Genomic DNA, 17,177 nt, shown 5'->3' with positions numbered 1-17,177 from the left:
TGATTTTCCGGCAGCATTGCTTCTTTTGCAACTTTGATTTTTAATCCTCTTGAATACTTTGATCGTGCCATAGTGTACCTCCGTATCGTCTCTATTATATCATCTTTTTTTCGACTCCACTTTTTGGGGTACACCTCAGTATCCGTGATCTCCGAATTTTTGAAACGAGCAAATTCAAAAATTCAGATCAAAGGAGATTACGGAAATGAAAAATACATATACAGCAACACAGCAGAAAGAACTTTTTGCAAAGGATTGTAAACTCATCAACCTCAAATACGAGTACACAGGTTATATCGGACAGGAGAAATGGGCGATTGTGTCTGAATTATCAGAGCAGGAACTGTTTGAGAAATATCCAGATGAAGTGAAGAAGTACATACCATTCGTATTGCTTTCTGTTGAGCAGGGAAAAGCGATACAGGCATACAACAGAAATGAGGATAAGTACAGAAAACGCCAGAATAACAATAGCGATGCCTTTGGATATGATGATGGAACTACTGAGAATATGCATTCAGAGGTATCCGTACCTGATTTTATAGAACAGCAGGAGATGGACGATTATTACAATCGACGAGCCGAAGAAAAGATGCGTTTATTTGTTACAGCTATGGCGAGTCTTACAGAGAAGCAGCATAAGTATTTGGTAATGCGGTATGTAGATGGAATAAGTGCAAGGGATATTGCCAAAGCAGAAGGTGTTGCACATCAGGTTGTCGACAGACATATTCTTGCAGCAAAGAAGAAGGTTGAAAAAATATTCGGAGACTTTTTCAGAAAATAGGGTGTCAAAAGCACTTTTAATTCCAAATAAGTGAGAGGGTTATTTCATTCCGGATGAAAATGACAAATTAGACGATAAGAAAAGCGAGGTTTTACATATGAAAGAAAGAATGATCAATCGTGGAGATTTATTCTATTACGATTTTGGAAACAGAGTAGGTTCCGTACAGAGTGGAGAACGTCCGGTGCTAGTGGTACAGGCAGATGATTATAAGAAAAATGCACCGACTGTGATTGTGGCTGCTGTTACAAGTGTGATTAAAAAGAGATCACGAACTTTTTGTCGTCTGCAAATACAATATCAATAATATTAAGACAATGTACGCTTTCTTGTGTCCAACCATATATTCGTGAAGTCATAAGTACTTTAAAAATATGCATTTTATCTTTTCTTATTTCTGCTCTATTTTGCAAATGTTGTCCAACTATAACAGCAACTACAGGAATTATAAATATAGCTATTAAATTCAAAATATCTTTAAGCTCCATTTTTGTTCTCCTATCTTCTCCACCTGCCATCAGCGGCAGTCCATTTTTCTTCAAATTCTTTATTTTCAACCGCTGCTATAAACGGCTCTATCAAAAATGCTTTGATAGTTTTCAGCACTGTGTTAAAATCATCGGTTTTAGTATCTATCTTTCTGCAAAATGCTTTCCATTTCTTTTGCATTGCATCATTTTCGGCAAAAGCCATAACCTGCTCAAATTGTTCTATCGTAAAGGCGTGTCCACGATTTTCAAAAGTCTTTTTAAGTGCTTTTGTCAGCGTTGCACCGTCAAAATCAAACTTATTGGCAAGATAATAAATATCATAATAATCTTTCATTCGGCTTGAAAATTCCATTAAATCGAGAATTGCATCAAGCTTTTCGGCAATTGTCGTTTCCAGCGAATATGTATTTACCGTCGGAGAAGCAAAATCGTCAAGCTGTGTAGGAATTTTTCGCTTTTCCTGCTTTGGGACAATTACATCGCCAATGCCGAAATCAATGCTGAAAGGTGTTCTTGTATTCTTGATGTGTGCAACAAGCGATGCACCGATACCGGCATATTTCTTTGCAACAGCAATGGGAGCAACATCTGTTATCTTAAATGTAACAAATTCATTTTCAGTAGGTGCTGCGATAATTTCTTCAAGCACAACTCGCAGTTGTTCAGGAGTGTTCGGCATTTGTCGAAGCAAAAAATCAACATCGACTGTAACTCTGCTGTCAAATTCGGTAAGCGAATAGATAAACAATCCGCCTTTGAGAACAAAATTTTCTGCGTATTTTGACTTTTCAAGTCTGCGCAAAAATTCTTCCTGACAAAAAAGTTGTAAGCAAAGTTGATAACTTCTTCCACTTGCTTGCGCCTTATTCTTTAATCGAGTAAGCACAGACGCTGCAATATCAGCCATTCAGCAACACCTCCATCAGTTCGGTAACCTTTTTATGCACACGCAATTTTTGGGAATAAGCAGAAAGGTTATTCAGATTCTTTTTGTCGTCTTTTACATAAGCGTTAATAGCCTTGTTAAAAATTTCGTTATCCAATCTGGAACGATATTTGAAACAATCACATATTGTTCGCTCACGGTCATATACAGGCAGATTAACCCCATTGAAGTTATCGGTGGTTTTCCCAAGTTCATACAACTCGGGCTGCATATAATAAGCTTGAATAGCAAGCGAATCGACTTTTAGCTTTGTTCTTGACATTGAACGAGGCACAGCTATTGACCATTTTCGTGGTGCAAAGTCGCTATAACCATAGTGAAACAATGCGGATTCAACACAAACTATTCCTTTTGGAATGAGTGTTGCAAGCAATTGTTCTTCTGAAGAAATATCTTGTTCGGCAAGCTGATAATATCCGTGTCGTACACGATTAAGAAAGCCTGCGTTACACAGGTTTACGACATCAACAGCTCTGATTCCGGCATCAACAAAGTCGGCAGATTTTGCAATACCATTATTGTATATAACCACTTCTTTTGCTCGCTCTTGAAGATTCACTCATTCACCCTCTTTCTTTAATAAAATTCACGCACAGAGAACACGTAATTGTGTGCTGATTTTATTATACCTGAGACAACTAAAAAAATCAATTAAATTTTAAGCACATTTTTTGAAATGTGTGCGTAAAATTAAAATACATCTTGCAAAATAAAAAGAAATCAAGTATAATATAAATTGTAAAATCAATCCGGTTGCAATGATTCCTTTCTTGCAACCATCGGTTTTATCGCACCTGATAAGAAAATGATAAATTCTCGTCGTACAGGTATGATAATATGGATTATCAAAATACTACGAAGACTACACGATACGTTTTATAAACAAAATGCGTTAAGTTTAGTCTTTCGGTAACGAGTGGGAATAGGAATTTAAGTAAATGGGCCCCGAACTTGTTGGAAATTCAACGGTTCGGGATTTTTGATTTTTTGGTTTGACGCATTATTGACGATAACAGATGATAAGGGACAGCAGCCACATTGCTGGCAAGGCGATGGGGATCAGCGCTGCGGGTTGCGGGAATTCGAGATCAAGGACTTCTGGACTCTGCTCGCTGCTCATGTAATGTTAGTTTTTCTGTCGATCAAATGATAATTCGGAAAAACATAATAGTCAAGATAAGCGCTTTTACATCACAGATACAGGGTTTCATAACGCGGAACATGTGAATGGGCAGGGATACATACGTGACTGTGAGCGACGAACGACTGTGTAACTTTAAGATTACACATAGTTGAAAACAAGTAATTGCAGTGTGTCCGGCGAACAGATGAGGTGAGTGTAACATTTAGATGACACTTGTCGATTTTTGTCGGAAATCAGGAATGGCTGAATTTCAGTGTTTTCAGAATTTTGGATAAATGGCACAGTTGTTGCTATAATAGTAGGCATACCTGTTACTTTTATGATTTGTGAAAGGAGTTTGCTAATGGATAGTACTTATGGCATCATCAGTCTGCTGCCGGTCCTGGTTACCATCGTTACAGCGATCATAACCAAGAGAGCGGTAGAGCCACTGATCTGCGGAGCTCTGGTAGGATATATCATACTGGACAAGCAGCATTTCGTAGTGGCATATCTTGATTCACTTTACGGAGAGCTTGGTGAATCAGCTTATTTTGTAGTTATTTTCGGTTTATTCGGCATCTTTATTCATTTGCTTGAAAAAGCAAATGCGACTTCAGGTTTTACAAGACTGGGACTCAAAGTTGCGAACACCAAGAAAAAAGCCGGCGTCATGGCATGGGTAATGGGGATAGTGTTCTTCCTGGACAACTACTTCAGTGTACTGGCAGCAGGTGTTTCGAACCGCAAGATCGCTGATCAGAACCATATGTCCAGAGAGATGTATGCTTTCTCGGTGAATGCTGTTGCTTGTGCGACCTGCGTTATCGTTCCGATGTCACTGTGGGGTGTGTTCATGACAGGACAGATAGAGAGCACGCTGGGACTGGGAACAGGTGCAGGGTTCAATGAACTGGTGAAATCAGTTCCATTCATGTTCTTCGCATGGGTATCACTGATATTTGTACTGCTCTATCAGCTGAGGATAATAAAGCCTTTCGGCGCTATGAAAAAGGCAGAGCTCCGTGCGGAGCAGGAAGGACTCGTCCTGCCGCCGGATCTTGCAGAACAGAATGAATCTGAAGAAGAAAGCAGGAAAGAGACAAGCGCATGGAACTTCATCATCCCTATGGCGGGTGTCATCGCAGTTGCACTTTATACACAGGAGCTCATGTACGGACTGATCCTGGGTATCGTTCTCTGCTTCGTGCTTTACATACCACAGAAGCTTCTGGGATTCACGGAAGCCTTCGACTCCATATGCAGAGGCTTCGAAGAGATGTTCGTCTGCACAGCCATCGTTATCAGTGCCTTCGTTCTTCAGAATGCCAACGATGAACTTGGTCTTGCACCTTATGTCGTAAACAGTGTTGTAGATGTGATCAGCGTACATACGCTGCCTGCGATCGCATTCGTTATACTCATGGTGCTGGGGTTCGTTACAGGAAGCTTCTGGGGAATGGCTGCAGTATGCTTCCCGATCATGCTGCCGCTGGCTCAGCAGCTGGACGCAAACATGTATCTGACTATCGGTGCAGTTATAGCCGGAGCCGCAGCAGGAAGCACCACATGCTTCTACGGCGACTCAGTGACCCTCTCCTGCAGTCTGACGAAGATACGGAATAACGACTTCCTGAAGACCGGTGTTCCTATGGCTGTACCGGCTATAATTGTCAGTATTATCATATATCTTATTGCCGGATTCGTGTTTTAGATGTTATCCTGTTCAGAGAAGGCGTCTTTCAACGCATCTCTGAACAGTTTCTGTTTTGCATATCTGAGTCAGGACAAATCGAAAAGGTGTGAGTGATATATGTATGATTATATGGAGAAATATTTTGAACAGCTTCCGGGTCTTGTCATGATCGATATGGATGGCATCGTTTTTTATGTAAATCAGCAGTGCGCTGATTATTTCCAGATCGCGAAGAAAGAGATCATAGGGAGGCATATCAGAGATGTTTTTCCGGAGACGAAGATGCTGGAAAATCTCGATAAGGACGAACCGGTGATCGTGTTTTACAATACATATATGGGAATCGGCATATCGGTGCATGTGCCGATCTATGACGGAGGCAGAAAAGCAGGTCTCATGGAATATGATGTTGTACAGCGTTCGGAAATGCTGTATGAGCTGTCGGAAGAATACAGCCGGTTCCTGGATAAGGAACTCAAGGATCTGACAAGTGAATTGAGCGATCTGGTCAGTACGAAGTATAACATAAACAATATAATAGGAGAATCACAGTGCATACAGGAACTGAAGAGAAAAATATTGACGACGGCAAGATCATCGTCCACCGTGCTGATCACAGGTGAGACCGGCACAGGCAAAGAACTGGTGGCACATGCGATCCACAACCTGAGCAGCCGGCGAAAGAAGCGTTTCATAAAGATAAATGCGGCGGCATTACCGGAATCACTGGCGGAGTCTGAATTCTTCGGATATGAGAGAGGGGCTTTTACCGGAGCCAGTAAAGAGGGACGCAAGGGTAAATTTGAACTGGCAGACAAAGGAACACTGTTCATCGATGAGATAAATCAGATGCCGATGTCCATGCAGCCCAAACTGCTGAGAGTCCTCCAGGAAATGGAGTTCGAGCGTCTTGGCAGCGAAGAGACAGTATCGGTGGATGTAAGGGTCATAGCTGCATCCAACGAGAACCTTGCTCATCTTGTAAGTCAGGGGAAATTCAGGAAGGATCTTTACTACAGACTCAACGTCATTGAGCTGAGTGTACCGCCTCTGCGTGAAAGACCGGAGGATATAGAGCTTATCGCAGGTTCAGTGATAGAGGAGATGAATGCACAGATGGGAAGCAGTGTTTCAGGCATAGACAGCAAAACTCTCGATATACTGCGACGGCGGAAATGGTACGGCAATGTGCGGGAACTGAGGAACGCAGTGGAGCGTGCCATGAATTTTTCAAGTGACAATATCCTGCACCCGGAGGATTTCGGGATAGCGAAGAAACCTGCAGGAGGCAGCATCAGCGAATGGCGGCCTGAGAACGGGAAAAGCATCATAGATCAGGCAAGAGACAGTGCCGAGAAGGAGATCATCATCAATGTGCTGGAGCACTTTGACGGGAACAAGTCCAGAGCTGCGGAGTATCTGGGCATCGCAAGACCGGTGCTGTATAAGAAGATGAAAAGGTTAGGCATAAAACAGGAATTTTAAGATCCGGGAGGTATTTGTATGAAACTTACTGTCAAAGAACAGGAACGGCTCATTATGTTCAATGTTGCCGAAGTATCGAGACGGCGATGGAAGCGCGGCGTCAAGCTGAACTATATCGAAGCCATGTCAATAATTTGTGATGAGCTTCTGGAAAGAGCCAGAGAAGGCAGGGATTCCATATACGACCTTGTGGAGCTGGGCTCCAGGATAATCACGGAAGAAGACGTCATGGAAGGGACTCAGGAGATGCTTCCTGTAATACAGCTGGAAGTGATGTTCCCTGACGGCAACAAGCTGGTTTCAGTACAGGAGCCGATCCGTCTCGAGAAGAGAGAAGACGCAGTTCCGGTATCTGAGCTGGTATCGATGAATTATTAAGGAGGGCAGATCATGAAATACCGTGTAGGAGAATTCATATTCGCAGATGATCCTGTCATCATCAATGAAGGCAGGGACACTATAGAGCTGGTGGTGAACAACACCGGAGACCGTTCCATACAGGTCTGCTCGCACTATCACTTCTTTGAAGCGAACATCGCACTGAGATTCGACAGGGAGAAAGCTTTCGGCTATCATCTGGATATACCGGCAGGCAACGCCATTCGTTTTGAACCCGGCGAAGACAGGAAGGTGACGCTGGTGCCTTACAAGGGAGATGAGAATCTCTACGGATTCATGGGGATGACCATGGGCAATGTCCATGACCCTGAAGTGAGAAAAGCAGCTGTGGAGAAGATGAACGCAAAGGTAAAGGAGAGTGAATGATATGGCAGTAACATTATCGAGACGTGAATACTGCGATATGTACGGCCCTACAGTGGGTGACAGGATACATCTGGCAGACACAGGGCTTATCGCTGAGATAGAGAAAGACTACGCCGCATCATGCTACGGAGACGAGATACTCTTTGGCGGCGGCAAGACAGACAGAGACGGCATGGGCAACATGGCAGGAAAGACCACTGACGAAGGTGTGCTGGATGTATGTGTCAGCAATGCTGTAATAATAGATCCTGTGATCGGTATCGTAAAGGGCGACATCGGCATAAAGGATGGCGTGATAGTCGGCATAGGCAAGGCGGGAAATCCTGATACTATGGATATAACGCCGGGACTCATCGTAGGCTGCGCCACAGAAGTCGTTTCGGCAGAAGGCCTTATAATAACGCCGGGAGGCATCGATGTGCACGTGCATTTCGAATCACCTGCCCAGGCATGGGAGGCTCTGAGCAACGGCATCACCACCATGCTGGGAGGCGGCAGCGGCGCCAAGACTACAAGCGTGGAGACGCCGGGACCTTACCATCTGCTACAGATGATAGAGGCTCACGAGGAACTTCCTGTCAACGCAGGTTTCCTGGGCAGAGGAAATTCCAGTCTGCCTGACGCCATCGTTGAACAGGCTCTGAACGGCGCCATAGGAATGAAGATACACGAGGATTTCGGAGCGACTCCGGAAGTTATAAGATGCTGTCTGGATGTTGCAGACAAGATGGATTTTCAGGTCCAGATACACACCGATACCCTCAATGAAGGCGGTTTCGTGGAAAGTACCATAGCAGCTTTCGGCGGACGAACGATACATACATACCACTCTGAAGGTGCAGGTGGCGGACATGCTCCTGACATCATGAGAGTAGTCGGAGAGCCTAACGTAATACCGTCATCAACGAACTGCACCAATCCGTACACTGTCAATACCATAGCAGAGCATCTGGACATGATAATGGCAGTGCACCATCTGAACCCTAAGGTGCCTGAAGATGTTGCCTTTGCAGACTCCCGTGTAAGAGGAGAGACTATAGCTGCAGAGGATGTCCTCCACGATATGGGGGCTATATCGATACACGGCTCGGATTCACAGGGAATGGGAAGAGTCGGAGAGACCGTGCTGAGAACATGGCAGATGGCTTCGAAGATGAAGAAGCAGAGAGGCCCGCTGCCTGAAGAAAAGGGAGACAACGACAATGAGAGGATACTCCGCTACATGGCCAAGTACACTGTCAATGCAGCGAAGGTCTTCGGTATAGATGAATACATAGGATCGCTCCTTCCGGGACGTCTGGCGGATTTCTGCGTATGGGATCCTGCATTCTTCGGTGCAAAGCCGTGGCTGGTGTTCAAAGGCGGTTCTGTGGCATATTCGGCGTCAGGTGATGTGAATGCAGCCATCGAAGTGGCTCAGCCGATGCTCTACAGGAAACAGTATTCGGCATGCGGCAGCGCTATGAGAAGGTTCAACAAGATATTCGTGACCCAGGCAGCCATAGACGCAGGTCTTGGAGACAAAGTGCCGTTTTCAAAGGACAAACTGCTGCCGGTGAAGAATACAAGACATCTCACCAAGGCCGACATGGTAAGGAACAGCTACTGCCCTAAGGTGGAGATCGATCCGGAGACATACAAAGTGTTCATAGACGGTGAACATATAACATGCGAGCCGGCAGAAGAAGTATGCCTGTGTCACAGATATTTCTTCAGATAGGGCTTGATTGCACAGCATGATGATTCACCCACCGGCAGATGTGGAAGGCATGCCGGTGATACACGGAGGGGAACATGATCATAGACAGGATAACAGGAAAGCTCGGCGATTATGAAAACAGCGGGCTGAGAGTCGACAGGGTGATGCTGGATCATTACGATATGGCAAAGCCGCACCAGAAACTCAGGAGCCAGGACGGCACTGTCATAGGACTGTCGCTGGAGCACGGAGAACATCTTTTCTGCGGAGCAGTGATATATGCGGATGATGAAAAGCTCATAGCTGTCGATCTGATACCGGAAGATGTACTGGACATACGTCCCTCCGGCAATATGCAGTGGGCAAAGACCGCATTCAATATAGGAAACATGCACCAGAGCGCGTACCTTTGCGAGGACAGGATACTGGTGCCATACGATCCCATCATGGAAAATCTCATAAAGAGCATCGGCGTGACGTACACGAGATGCTCCTGCAGGCTGGACGGCGAACGGGCGAACCAGATGACAGGCGGCCACAGCCATGATCACGGACATGATCACCATCACCATGAATGAAGCGGGAGACACGATATGAAGAAAGCAGACAATATATTCTATCTGATGCAGCTTGCGGGAGGGACCTTCCCCTCCGGAGGCTTCAGCCAGTCCTGGGGGCTGGAGACATATGTATCGGAAGGAAAGATATGCGACAGCAGCACATTCGGCGATTTCATGGAGGTGTACCTGGAATATACGGTGGGCAGCTGCGAGGGACCTCTGATATGCGAGGCCTACCGTCTGGCGGGAGCCGGGGATCTTACGGCCCTGAAAGAACTGGAAATGCTGAGTTGTGCGGTTAAAGTCACCGGTGAAAGCCGTGAATCGGCTCTCAGGATGGGCAAGGCTCTGCTCAGGATAGCTGCAGACATGACGGAAGACCAGCTGATAAAAGATCTGAATGATATTTACGGCAGGAGAGGCATCTCCTATCCTGTCATCTACGGTGCAGTCTGCGGGAGACTGGATACAGGGCTGGATGGTGCGGTGAGGGCATATGTGTTCAGCACTGCCAATTCACTGGTGCAGAGCGCTCTGAAGCTGATACCCCTGGGGAACACCGAAGCACAGAAGATACTGTTCGATTCCGGACAGCTGATGGAGCATGTGTCGGACATATGTATGAAGACCGGCGTTGATGAAATATCTAATTTCTGCCCGGCACTGGACATAGCCGGTATCCGGCATGAGACCCTGGGCGTGAGACTTTACATGTCGTAGAGAAACCTTCGGAAAGGAGAATGACTTATGAGAAAACCAGTTCGTATAGGGGTAGGCGGGCCTGTGGGTTCCGGTAAGACCGCACTTATAGAGAAACTGTGCAAAAGGCTGAGGGACGAATATGAGATAGCAGTCATAACAAATGATATATTCACCAAGGAGGATGCACTGATCCTGACAAGGGCGGAGGCTCTTCCGGAGGAAAGGATCATCGGCGTGGAGACCGGCGGCTGTCCTCATACAGCTGTCAGAGAGGATATTTCCATGAACCTGGACGCCATAGATATCCTGCTGGACAGATTCGATGATCTGGACATGATATTCGTTGAAAGCGGCGGTGACAATCTTGCAGCTACATTCAGCCCTGAGCTGGTGGACGGTCTGATCTTCGTGATAGACGTCGGTGAGGGCGAGAAGATCCCGAGAAAAGGCGGGCCGGGGATAACCAAGTCCGATCTGCTGGTGATAAACAAGATAGATATAGCACCGTATGTCCACAGTGACCTTGGTGTTATGGAGAGAGACACGAAGATACAGCGTGGCGACAAGCCTTTCGTTTTCACGAACCTGTTCGACGGCACCGGTCTCGATGAGGTGATACGCTGGATAAAGGAAGATGTCCTGTTCGAGGATGAGCCTCTGCAGGAATGACGGGAGGCTGATATGAACAAACCAACAGGTGAGCTGTCCCTTGTGTTCAGCAGGAAAGACAACGGCAGGACACATCTGTCAAGGCAGTATTTCAAACTTCCGCTGCAGATAATGATGCCGCACTATCAGGAAGAGGATGGTACAGCTTTCGTGTATTTCCTGAATCCGGGAGGAGGCGTGCTGCAGCATGACAGACTGCTGACGGAGGTGACCGTCGAGGACGGTGCTGATGTTTTCATAACGACGCCGTCCAGCACCAAATTCTACAGGATGGATGAAGGTCATGCGGAAGTGGAAAATATATTCTCGGTGGGAAGCGGAGCAACTCTCGAATACCTGCCGGAATACAATGTGCCTTTCGCACAGTCCAGCTCGTTCCAGGACAGTGTGTTCATGCTTAAAAATGATTCTGTACTGATCGCGTCGGATATCGTGACAGCAGGCAGGACATCCAGGAACGAAATCTTCGATTATGACATATATTCTTCGAAGACGAGGATATATATAGAAGACGAGCTTAAGCTGTATGACAGCTGCCGAATGACTCCGGGGACCATGGATCCTGCAAGGAGAGGGCTGCTGGAGGGAAAACTCAGCAGTGGCACGGTGTATGCATATGCACCGGTTATCCCTGAGGGGATATGTGGCAGACTGAATGCAGCGGAGCATGACAGTGATATAGAGGCTGCAGCCGGACTGGTGGACGGCAGGATCATAACAGTGCGTTTCACCGGTACTGATATGATAGCCATAAAGGATTTCGTATACAGCATATGGGATATCCTGCGTCGTGAGCTCATCGGCAAGGGCGCTGTACGTGTGAGGAAGTACTGATCACGTCCGCGGAAAGCAGCAGTATGATAGTAAAAGTATCGCGATCTGTGATTCGTTCACAGTTTGCGATATTTTTGTTTGATTTAAAAGGAGGCAATCTGCCGCATTACTGGCAAGAGACCGGTATCGCATCAGAGAAACACGAACAGTCTGAAACTCGTGAACAGTTATTTTGCGCAAAACTGCAGGTCACTTTACGTAAAACCCTCTTGATAGCGCATGCTCATAGTGGCATAATATACCGATAGAAAAGCCGATGCGGCAGCGCCGCATCGGCGGCAGGAGGCAGATCATCATGGAAAAGCGGGAAAGCTGCAGTATGGATATACAAAAAGCAGAAAGGGCAGATGCCTGTAATATAGAGGGGAAAAAGAAGTTTGACACGAAAGCGCTGGAAGGTGCGGAAAGTTCGAAAGATACGTCGTACATGACAAGGATACAGATGTCGGAGACGGTACTGATAGGCTCGCTGCTGGCACTGGCCGGAGGATTTCTCGATGCGTACACATACATCTGCAGAGGAGGAGTCTTTGCAAATGCGCAGACAGGAAACATCGTGCTGTTCAGCCTGCATCTCTGTCAGATGGAGTGGGAGCGTGCGCTGACATCAGCGATCCCGATCGTTGCCTTTGCAGCGGGGATAATGATGACAGAGACGGTGCGGCGCCGACAGAAAACAGCAGGCTTTCTGCACTGGAGACAGGGCATGCTTTTGCTTGAGATCGCAATAATCACGGTCGCCATGTTCATACCGCACGGACATCTGGATCCGGTCGTGAACATCATGATCGCATTCGTCTGCTCGCTCCAGGTGCACAGCTTCAGGCGCGTGCACGGACACGGAGTGGCATCGACGATGTGCACAGGAAATCTCAGAAGCGGTACGGAAGCGCTTTACTGCTATATTGAGACGAAGGATCCGTATTACAGGCATAAATACCGCTGCTACTATGGAGTCATACTGGCATTTATCGCAGGCGCAGTCGGAGGGACCGCAGCGTCAAACCATTTTCCGGAGTGGGCGCTGATCTGCCCGGTGATCATCTATATGATCACATTCGTGATAATGATAAAAGAAGACGGCGGCATGGTAGAACATTACGGCAGGAAGCAGTGAGGCAGCACCGGGAGCAGAGCCGGAACCGGACAACTGATTGTAAAGATATTGCCAATAAACGAATAGTCTGATAAAATTCTTACATCTGCAGAGCATGCAAAAGCGCAGAATGCAGGTACGCTGCGGCTTTGCAGCAGACTGCAGAAAATCCGAAAACGAAAGAAGGCTGATCATTGTAGATGAACGAAGCATTTATCATAGAAGCGTTTGACAAAAAATACGAGGAGTTCGTGATCCCGTTTCTGGAGAAATGTCTGCCGCAGTCAGGGCGGACACTCGATTTGAAGGAGCGGCACAGCCTGTATCTGGATATCGAAAAGAATTTCGCATATTTCTGGTGCATGTTCGACCGCAGTACCGGGAAAAACAAACTGATAGGCACTATAGCGGTCAGGGATCTCGGAGCAGGCAGATGCGAGCTGAAGTCCGTGTATCTTCTTGAAAAGTATCACGGGCGGGGACTCGGATACATGATGCTGCAGAAAGCTGTTTCCAAGGCGCGTGAAGCCGGTTACAGCGCGATGTATCTCGATACGATGTCGTCAAGCAGGAAAGCGATCGCTTTGTATGAAAAGGCAGGGTTCGTCATGACGGACAGGTATAACAAAAGTCCGTTCACAGATGTTTTTATGGTGATGCCGATACAGCAGAAGGCAGGAGGTGCTGCAGGATGATATACACACTGAAATACAGCTCGCCTCTGGGCGGCATAGTCGTCGCGTGCGACGGAGAAGCGCTGACAGGACTGTGGTTCGAGGGGCAGAAATACTTCGGTGATACGCTGCCGGAGCAGTATGAGGAAAAAGAAGCAGAGAAAATGCCGGTACTCGGGGAAGCGAAGCGCTGGCTGGACATTTACTTTTCAGGCAGAGATCCGGGCTTCACACCACCGCTGGCTATAGAGCATATGACAGAGTTCCGAAGGCAGGTATGTGAGATAATGCTTGAGATACCGTTCGGAGAAACTATGACATATGGACAGATCGCAAAGCACGTCGCACAGATGCGCGGGCTCGAAAGCATGTCTTCACAGGCCGTGGGCGGTGCGGTAGGTCACAATCCGGTGTCACTGATAATACCATGCCACAGAGTAGTCGGCACGAACGGAAGCCTGACGGGATATGCCGGCGGGATAGATAAGAAGACGGCGCTGCTCAGGCTCGAGGGTGCAGATATGACAGGCCTTTTTATCCCTAAAAAGGGAACAGCGCTATAGAATGAGACGAGAGGAACAAACGATGAGCGGAATGAAGAATATAAGCAAAGCAGAAGTAATGGTGCTGAAAGACCAGGTGGAATATCAGCCGGGACAGGTAGTCAGCAGAACGCTGGCACAGAATCCGGCTTTGAGCGTCACACTGTTTTCGTTTGACAAGGGCGAAGAGATCAGCACGCACGAATCGGGCGGCGACGCATTCGTCACATGTCTCGACGGAGTCGGCAGGATAACGATAGACGGCAAACCGTATGAACTCCATGAAGGCGAGTCCATCGTGATGCCTGCAAAGCATCCGCATGCCGTTTACGGTCAGGAAAAATTCAAGATGCTGCTCGTAGTGGTATTTTAGATCATTTTTATGTAAAGTCTGCAGGCTGTGGTCTGCAGAACGATAATAGACCGGCCGGCGTTTTCCGGGAACCTGAGTGTGTTCCGCGCGGAAAATGCCAGCCGGTCTTTTTTGCGGGAGACACTGGAACAAAGTCTCCCAGGGTAGATATAATAGAGTTATTTCATCATTTCAGTCAGCGCTTTGAGTGCGTCGGTCTCTTCAGTAACGTACTGTTTGTAGACCGCTTTCTGTGATTCGAGCGCTTTGCTGTATATTTCCTTTTCTGATGTAAAGTCTGCACCTTTGTCCTTCGAGAGGAGTGAAAGCGTTGCTTCATAAGTCTCTGCAAGGACAGGCATCTTGCCGCTTCCCCAGAACAGATTTCCGGGATTGGTGCTTTCCGTGTAGGTCTCCATCTCTTCAACTACGATATCACTGCTGAAGTCATAGAATCCGCATTCAAGTCCGCCGTTGAGCGATGCCGCGAGATCTAAAGCACCTGTACCGTCTTTATTCGTGAGGACGCCGTCATCGAGCGCATCTATCATGCTGCTCAGTGTCGATACGTTTTCCTGAACGATACCGTGTTTCTGAGTCACGTCAGCTGACAGATATACCCAGATGAGCTGATCCTGGATCTCCTTGAATATCTTCAGAGTCGTCTTGTTCAGCTCCTGTCCGTCAGCTCTTGCCTCCTTCATGGCAGCCTTGTCATTGTCAGCAGCGGCAGTCTCGTAACGGCTGTTGATCTCATCGATCTTCTTGTTGTATCCGACTGCGGCCTCTTTGAACCCCTCGAGAGCTTCATTGAATGCATCGACATCGACACCTGCAGCTTTTGCAGCATCTTCGTCAAGCGATTCCTTAAGATCACTGTAAGTCTGCTCGAAGTTGAGCGGCAGCGCCGGAGTCTTGTCGACCATGATCGCGAGACTTCCGTAAGTGCCGATGTTGTACTTCATCACATCTTCGTTGTAAGTCTTCTTGTTGTCCCACGCTGTGTGATAATTGTCGAGATACCAGCCGTTGCCGTAGTTGTGAAGGTTGGTGAACGTAGGTATGCCGGCGAAACGGTATGAGATATTGTCATCGTAAGTGCCGGTATCCTTTGACTGCTCGTTTGTTCCTTTCGGATATATGTCACCTTCGGCTTCCATCGCGAAACCGCTGTCTGCAACATATGTCTTCACCATGTCGCGGAGCTCAGGCACGCATCGGATCTGTGCCTGTTCTGCAGCATCTTCATATGCAGGCAGCTCGAAGTTGAATACAGCGATAGTCTTTTCCGCCCATTCCGGACGGGCTGTGTTGATCTGTTCCCATGAGCCTATGGCCCAGTCGAACTCAGTACCCGAAGCTCCCCACTCTTCAGCGCCGTGGCATACGAACAGTATGTCGTTTTCAGGCTTGTAGTCTGAGTCCAGCATTCCCTTTGCAACTGAAAGGATCAGGCCGATCGCTGCGCAGTCATCCTGGAATCCGTTGAAATACATGTCGTAGTGACCGGACATGATGATCTGCTGTGCATCGCTCTTGCCCTTGATCTTGCCGACTACATTATATGAAGTCCCCTCGTCGAGGAGCAGTTCATTGTCGACGATCAGTGTGGCAGTGGCACCGTCCTTTTCTGCTGCCTTGATAAGCGCTTCACCCTGGTTTTTGCTTACGCTCACGCAAGGGATCGAAGGCTTGGTGCAGATATCCTGGATGTTTATCGCATCGTCAGAGACCTGTGAATATCCACCTGTCGCATATGTTACGATAGCAGCTGCGCCGTGCAGGTTCGCTTCCTCGAGCGGCAGATTGATCCAGTAGTTGTTCCACTGGTCGATGCCGGCTACGACGATCTTGCCTGTGACGTCTTTTCCTTCGTAATTTGCAGCGGTGCCGTCGCCGACGTCAACGACTTCTGCCGTGATGCCGTCGGCATCAGTTCCGTACGATGCATATGAGACCGGCTCCATCTTGTCGACTCCGTTCATTTCCAGCGTCGCTCCGTTGAACTGCCATTTGTCCACAGTGAAAGGTATCTTCTCGACTTCTTCGAGACCGAGATCCTCCATCATTTCCATCAGATAGTCGGCAGTCTTCTGTTCAGCATCGCTTCCCGCATTACGGAAACCGTGTTCATTAGAGAACAGGTCTTTGTTGTATGCGAGATCGCTGGTCACGTCATAGGCGTAGTCCATATCGATGTTATCAACAAAAGCGCTGACATCGTTGCCCATAGACATCGTTTTCTTCTCTCCGCAGCCTGTCAGCACGCATGTCGCGAGCATGGCCATGACTATGAGGAGAGCCGTGATTTTATACTTATTCCCTTTTAACATATAATATCCTCCTAATTTATCAATATCAGTGCTTGTCGGTATCTGGGCAGATAATACCTCCTTTCCGAACCCAGTGATCTGACTTCAGGCAAAGCTGCACATGTGTGATGACTGTTCCCCGGATGCAGCCTTTGCCGTTACAGATGACAGGATGCGCTGACGTGCGCTACCTGCTGTCTTATGGTCTGCAGCAATATCAAAACCGATATTGCTGCATAAAAAAAATCAACGCAAAATATGCGTTGATCCTGCGAGAGCCTGTTATCTCCCGTTTTTTTCAACTTCCCGATAAAGCAAGTACATTGAAATCCCGCCCGGTGTATGTGAAAGTACCGATCAGCATTTCCACGTATGATTTTATCAAAAGAGAGAAACCTTTGTCAACACTTTTCTGAAATTTTCAAATACTCTCCCGGGTCGTGC

Annotated in this window: 19 protein-coding genes; 15 read left to right on the top strand and 4 right to left on the bottom strand. The window is 47.3% G+C overall.

Annotated features, from left to right (window positions below; all coding sequences use genetic code 11):
• Positions 1-205: 205 nt before the first annotated feature.
• Together OCV59_RS11105 and OCV59_RS11100 are read left to right on the top strand one after the other, a co-directional pair.
• Positions 206-787 carry an RNA polymerase sigma factor gene (locus OCV59_RS11105; protein ID WP_147594507.1) on the top strand — a complete coding sequence of 194 codons (582 nt, stop codon included), beginning with the start codon at positions 206-208 and terminating at the stop codon, positions 785-787.
• A gap of 97 nt (positions 788-884) precedes the next feature.
• Positions 885-1,094 carry a type II toxin-antitoxin system PemK/MazF family toxin gene (locus OCV59_RS11100; protein WP_317240483.1) on the top strand — a complete coding sequence of 70 codons (210 nt, stop codon included), beginning with the start codon at positions 885-887 and terminating at the stop codon, positions 1,092-1,094.
• On the opposite strand, the gene OCV59_RS11095 is transcribed toward OCV59_RS11100, so the two are convergent.
• The 3 genes from OCV59_RS11095 to OCV59_RS11085 are packed head-to-tail and all read right to left on the bottom strand — an operon-like array spanning position 1,045 to position 2,783.
• Positions 1,045-1,275, bottom strand: a complete 231-nt coding sequence (locus OCV59_RS11095; RefSeq protein WP_262584362.1) for a DUF6680 family protein — start codon at positions 1,273-1,275, stop codon at positions 1,045-1,047. The two genes, OCV59_RS11100 and OCV59_RS11095, sit on opposite strands and share 50 nt — an antisense overlap.
• Before the next feature lie 10 nt (positions 1,276-1,285).
• Entirely contained in the window at positions 1,286-2,185 is a 900-nt protein-coding gene (locus OCV59_RS11090) for a nucleotidyl transferase AbiEii/AbiGii toxin family protein (protein ID WP_147594506.1), read from the bottom strand.
• Positions 2,178-2,783 carry a type IV toxin-antitoxin system AbiEi family antitoxin domain-containing protein gene (locus OCV59_RS11085; protein ID WP_147594505.1) on the bottom strand — a complete coding sequence of 202 codons (606 nt, stop codon included), beginning with the start codon at positions 2,781-2,783 and terminating at the stop codon, positions 2,178-2,180. Before OCV59_RS11085 ends, OCV59_RS11090 begins: the two co-directional genes overlap by 8 nt.
• 928 nt (positions 2,784-3,711) lie before the next feature.
• On the opposite strand from OCV59_RS11085, the gene OCV59_RS11080 reads away from it, so the two are divergent.
• The 13 genes from OCV59_RS11080 (at position 3,712) to OCV59_RS11020 (ending at position 14,442) form a co-directional block, all read left to right on the top strand.
• The gene (locus OCV59_RS11080) at positions 3,712-5,061 is read left to right on the top strand and encodes a Na+/H+ antiporter NhaC family protein (RefSeq protein WP_262584360.1); all 1,350 of its coding nucleotides are present in this window, start codon (positions 3,712-3,714) and stop codon (positions 5,059-5,061) included.
• Between the two features lie 99 nt (positions 5,062-5,160).
• Entirely contained in the window at positions 5,161-6,528 is a 1,368-nt protein-coding gene (locus tag OCV59_RS11075; protein ID WP_147594503.1) for a sigma-54 interaction domain-containing protein, read from the top strand.
• Between the two features lie 18 nt (positions 6,529-6,546).
• Entirely contained in the window at positions 6,547-6,906 is a 360-nt protein-coding gene (gene ureA / locus OCV59_RS11070; protein ID WP_147594502.1) for an urease subunit gamma, read from the top strand.
• Between the two features lie 12 nt (positions 6,907-6,918).
• Positions 6,919-7,293, top strand: a complete 375-nt coding sequence (locus tag OCV59_RS11065; RefSeq protein WP_147594501.1) for an urease subunit beta — start codon at positions 6,919-6,921, stop codon at positions 7,291-7,293.
• Between the two features lies 1 nt (position 7,294).
• A complete protein-coding gene (gene ureC / locus OCV59_RS11060; RefSeq protein ID WP_147594500.1) occupies positions 7,295-9,013 on the top strand; it encodes an urease subunit alpha in 1,719 nt (572 codons plus the stop codon).
• 74 nt (positions 9,014-9,087) lie between these two features.
• Positions 9,088-9,570, top strand: a complete 483-nt coding sequence (locus OCV59_RS11055) for an urease accessory protein UreE (RefSeq protein WP_147594499.1) — start codon at positions 9,088-9,090, stop codon at positions 9,568-9,570.
• A gap of 15 nt (positions 9,571-9,585) precedes the next feature.
• On the top strand, positions 9,586-10,272 hold the full coding sequence (locus OCV59_RS11050) for an urease accessory protein UreF (protein ID WP_147594498.1): 687 nt from the start codon (positions 9,586-9,588) through the stop codon (positions 10,270-10,272).
• A 27-nt stretch (positions 10,273-10,299) separates the two neighbouring features.
• On the top strand, positions 10,300-10,923 hold the full coding sequence (gene ureG, locus OCV59_RS11045; RefSeq protein WP_147594497.1) for an urease accessory protein UreG: 624 nt from the start codon (positions 10,300-10,302) through the stop codon (positions 10,921-10,923).
• Positions 10,924-10,935: 12 nt separating this feature from the next.
• On the top strand, positions 10,936-11,757 hold the full coding sequence (locus OCV59_RS11040; protein ID WP_147594496.1) for an urease accessory protein UreD: 822 nt from the start codon (positions 10,936-10,938) through the stop codon (positions 11,755-11,757).
• 295 nt (positions 11,758-12,052) lie between these two features.
• On the top strand, positions 12,053-12,874 hold the full coding sequence (locus OCV59_RS11035) for a YoaK family protein (RefSeq protein ID WP_262584358.1): 822 nt from the start codon (positions 12,053-12,055) through the stop codon (positions 12,872-12,874).
• A 179-nt stretch (positions 12,875-13,053) separates the two neighbouring features.
• Complete coding sequence (locus OCV59_RS11030) at positions 13,054-13,548, top strand: GNAT family N-acetyltransferase (protein ID WP_147594495.1); 495 nt, start codon at positions 13,054-13,056, stop codon at positions 13,546-13,548.
• Positions 13,545-14,090 carry a methylated-DNA--[protein]-cysteine S-methyltransferase gene (locus tag OCV59_RS11025; protein WP_147594494.1) on the top strand — a complete coding sequence of 182 codons (546 nt, stop codon included), beginning with the start codon at positions 13,545-13,547 and terminating at the stop codon, positions 14,088-14,090. Before OCV59_RS11030 ends, OCV59_RS11025 begins: the two co-directional genes overlap by 4 nt.
• Positions 14,091-14,112: 22 nt before the next feature.
• Positions 14,113-14,442, top strand: a complete 330-nt coding sequence (locus OCV59_RS11020) for a cupin domain-containing protein (protein WP_147594493.1) — start codon at positions 14,113-14,115, stop codon at positions 14,440-14,442.
• A gap of 158 nt (positions 14,443-14,600) precedes the next feature.
• Here the strand turns inward: OCV59_RS11020 and OCV59_RS11015 are convergent, their stop codons facing one another.
• Entirely contained in the window at positions 14,601-16,754 is a 2,154-nt protein-coding gene (locus OCV59_RS11015) for a M28 family peptidase (protein ID WP_147594492.1), read from the bottom strand.
• Between the last annotated feature and the right edge of the window lie 423 nt (positions 16,755-17,177).

Origin of the sequence: Brotomerdimonas butyrica (assembly GCF_025567305.1) — a bacterium.
GTDB classification, from domain to species: Bacteria; Bacillota; Clostridia; order Peptostreptococcales; family Anaerovoracaceae; genus Lentihominibacter; species Lentihominibacter butyricus.
This window is presented reverse-complemented; position numbering and strand designations above follow the sequence as displayed.